Here is a 3,495-nt window from a genome sequence, read left to right as displayed (position 1 = left end):
GGCCCGCGCCGCCGCCGGCGACGTCGAGGACGATCCCGCCCCAGAACCTGTAGGTGTCGCCGACCTTGAAGGCCTGCCTGCCGTTGGGCAGGAAGCGCACGCCCTTGGACTTCAGCCACAGCATCACGTCGAGGCTCTGCGTGACGAGCGTGTCGGCCAGGTCGGGGTCGGTGCGGTAGTGCGTGACCCGCAGCATGTCCGCGAAGAACTCGTCCGCCGTGTACGACCCGAAGTCGTAGGTGGCGAGCTCCTCTTCCGTCAGGTCGGGGACCAGCTCGAGGATCTGCTCGACGCCGTCGAAGGCGAACCGCACGGCGCCCGCCGTGAACCGGCTGTTGCCCCCGCGCTCGGCCTCGGGGGCCCGCTCCAGCACGAGCACGCGCTCGGCGCCGCTCTCGCGCGCCGACAGGGCCGCGCACAGCGCGGCGTTGCCGCCCCCTACGACGATGACGTCCCAAGCCTCCTGCGCCATCAGCTCCCCGGCCCCTCCTCGTCGGCCCTGAGGTTCAGCACCACCAGACGCTCCTCGCTCATCTCGCGCATCGCGTAGCGAGGCCCCTCCTTGCCGTGGCCGCTGGCCTTCGTCCCCCCGAACGGCATGAGGTCCACGCGGCTGCTCGAGGTCTCGTTCACCTGCACGACGCCGGTCCTGATCCGCCGCGCGGCCCTGAACGCGGTCTCGATGTCGCTCGTGAAGATCCCGGCCGAGAGGCCGTAGGGCGAGTCGTTCACGCCGGCGAGCGCCTCGTCCAGCGTCCCGAACGGGTAGAGCGCCAGCACCGGCCCGAACACCTCGCGGCAGTGGATCTCCATGTCGGGCCTGACGTCGCTGAGCACGACGGGCGAGACGACCGCGTCGCGGCGCTCGAGCGGCGTGAGCAGCCGCGCCCCGCCGTCGACCGCCCTCCTCACCCAGGCCTCGACGCGTTCGGCCTCGCGCACGCTGATCATCGGCCCCACGTCCGTGTCCGGGGACCGCGGGTCGCCCACGCGCAGGTCGCGCACGCGGGCGGTCAGGAGCCCAGCCACCTCGTCGAACACCGCGTCCTGCACGAACAGACGCTGCACCGAGGTGCAGACCTGCCCGGCCTTGCGGAACGCGGCGGCGGTGACCTTCGTGGCCGCCAGCTCGAGGTCGGCGTCGGCCATCACGATCGTCGAGGCGATCGAGCCCAGCTCCATCTGGGTGCGCCGCAGACCGGCCCCGCGCTGGATGGACTCGCCGACCTGCGTGCTGCCCGTGAACGCGTAGAAGGCGATGCGCTCGTCGGCGACGAGCCGCGAGCCGACGTCCTCGCCCGAGCCGAAGACCACGCACAGGTGGCCGTCAGGCAGGCCGGCGTCGTAGAGGACCTCGGCGAGCTTCGCCGCCGAGACGGGCGTGTACTGGGAGGGCTTGACGACCACGGTGTTGCCCGCCGCGATCGCCGGGGCGACCTTGTGGGCGACCGTGTTCAGCGGCGAGTTGAACGGCGTGATCGCGCACACCACGCCGAGGGGCACGCGCAGCGTGAAGCCGAGGCGGTGCGACTGGCCCGGGGCGCCGGCCAGCGGGACCATCTCGCCCTCGAGCCTCTTCGCCTCCTCGGCGCTGGTGACGAGGGTCTGCACGCAGCGGGAGACGTCGGAGGCGCAGTCCTTCAGCGTGAAGCCCGTCTCGGCGACCATGGTGTCGACGAGGTCGTCGTGCCTCTCGCGCACGAGCCGGGCGGCCCGCGAGAGGACCTCGTAGCGCTCCGGCGGCGTGAGACTCACGGCCGCGAACGACGCGGCCGCCCTGCCCACGGCCTCGTCGACAGTGGCGTCGTCGGCCAGGTGCACCGCGGCGAACGGCTCCAGCCTGTACTTGTCGAGCACCGGCGCCGTCGGCCCCGACAGGCGCTGCTGGCGTCCCAGGTACGGGCCGAAGGCGTTCATCCCCCGCGCACCTCGCGCCGGTCGCGGCGGCGCGCGCCGTCGCCCGCGGCCTCGTGGACAGTCCGCAGAGCCGCGCTCACCACGGTCCACCTCGCCTCACCAGGAGACCCCCGCTCGGCTCAGCAGCTCGTCGGCGTGCGCGAACAGCGAGGCCACGCCGCCGGTGTGGAAGAACAGGACCGTCTCGCCCGGCCCGATCACGCCGTCGGCGACGTCGGCGAGCAGCGACGCCATCGTCTTGGCCGTGCGGTCGGGGTCCAGCAGGAGGCCCTCCGCGCGGGCGACCCGCAGGAGAGCGTCGGCGGCCTCGTCGGTCAGCACGCCGTAGCCGCCGGCGAGCTGGCGCGTGTCCGTGTGGACGTCCGCCTCCGAGACGCTCACCTCGAGGCCCAGCCGCTCCGCCACGTCGCTCACCGACGCGAGGATCTTCGCGACGTCCGGCTTGCCGTGCGGCGTCACGCCCACGACCCGCGCGCCGTAGCCGAGGAGGGCGCTGCCGGCGAGGACCCCCGCCTGGCTCTTGCCCGTCGAGGTGATGTACACGTGGTCCGGCCTCAGGTCCGGCTCGGCCTCGTAGACCTCCAGCGTGGCCTCCAGGTAGGCGAGCGTCGGCCCGTAGCCGAAGAAGCTCGGGACGCGGTTGAACACGACAGGGTTCCGCCCCTGCGACCGCAGCTCCTCGGCGATCGCGTCGACCGCCGGGTAGGCCGCGGCCAGGCCGGCCCCGTGGAACCGCCTCACCTCGACGCCGAAGAGGTGGCTGAGGAAGAGGTTGCCCTGCAGGGTCGTCTCGGGCTGGTCGCGCAGCACCAGGAGCAGCGGCACGCCGAGCCTGTTGCAGACCTTGGCGGTGGCCGGCGCCGTGTTGGAGATGCCCTCGACCGTGAGGATCAGCGGGTCGGGGTCCATGGCGAGGGCCTCGGCCAGCCGGAACTCGAGCGTGCGGCTCTTGTTCCCCCCGAAGGTCTCCGCGACGTCGTCGCGCTTGATCCACAGGTCGATGCCGAGCTCCTCCGATAGCCGCGCGGCGCGCTGGACGGGCGTGGGGAGGTCGTTGAACCTGACCCGCGGCACCCGGTCGATCCGCTCGCGGATGGGAGCGGTGACCCGCTCTGGCGCGGCGCCTTCGGTCGTCGATGCGGCTTGCATGTGCGTTCCTCCTCGAGCTCTCGCGCGGACGCGGCGCCGGGACGACCCGGAGCCGGTCCCTTCCTCCCGGCCGGCGCCGGCGGTCCCCCGAGGCGCCGTCAGGAGACGGCGGGGAAGACCTTCTCGGCGAACAGCGCCATCTCGTCGAGGATCTGGTCGACGCTGTGGCCGATGAACCCCATGCCGATGAAGCCGACCCCGGCGGACGCGAACTCGCGGACCTTGGCCGCGATCGTCTCGGGCGAGCCCACGAGGTTCGCCCCGCCGATGTCCCGCGGGTCGTGTGTGCGCTTCAGCCAGTCGGCCTCCTGCTGGCGCTTGCGCACCGTGGCCTCCGCGACCTCCTGGGCCTGCGCGTCGGTGGGCGCGATGGAGGTCGGCGACAGGCAGCCGACCTCGAGCCGTAGGTCCCGCGAGTACCTCTCCCTG

The 3,495-nt window shown here is 72.8% G+C and carries 4 protein-coding genes; all 4 read right to left on the bottom strand.

The window, feature by feature from the left end:
* Nucleotides 1–472, bottom strand: a 472-nt coding sequence (locus VF202_14660; GenBank protein ID HEX7041355.1) for an FAD-dependent oxidoreductase, incomplete at its 3' end; no start/stop codon positions are given.
* The gene (locus tag VF202_14655) at nucleotides 472–1,917 is read right to left on the bottom strand and encodes an aldehyde dehydrogenase family protein (GenBank protein ID HEX7041354.1); all 1,446 of its coding nucleotides are present in this window, start codon (nucleotides 1,915–1,917) and stop codon (nucleotides 472–474) included. The genes VF202_14655 and VF202_14660, both read right to left, overlap by 1 nt.
* Nucleotides 1,918–2,013: 96 nt before the next feature.
* Nucleotides 2,014–3,066: a pyridoxal-phosphate dependent enzyme gene (locus VF202_14650; GenBank protein HEX7041353.1), complete on the bottom strand. Its 1,053-nt coding sequence runs from the start codon at nucleotides 3,064–3,066 to the stop codon at nucleotides 2,014–2,016.
* 98 nt (nucleotides 3,067–3,164) lie between these two features.
* Nucleotides 3,165–3,495, bottom strand: a 331-nt coding sequence (locus VF202_14645; protein HEX7041352.1) for a hypothetical protein, incomplete at its 5' end; no start/stop codon positions are given.

Source organism: Trueperaceae bacterium, assembly GCA_036381035.1.
In the GTDB taxonomy this organism is placed as follows: Bacteria; Deinococcota; Deinococci; order Deinococcales; family Trueperaceae; genus DASRWD01.
The sequence above is the reverse complement of the archived record's forward strand: the minus strand, read 5'-3'. Positions and strand labels throughout refer to the sequence as shown.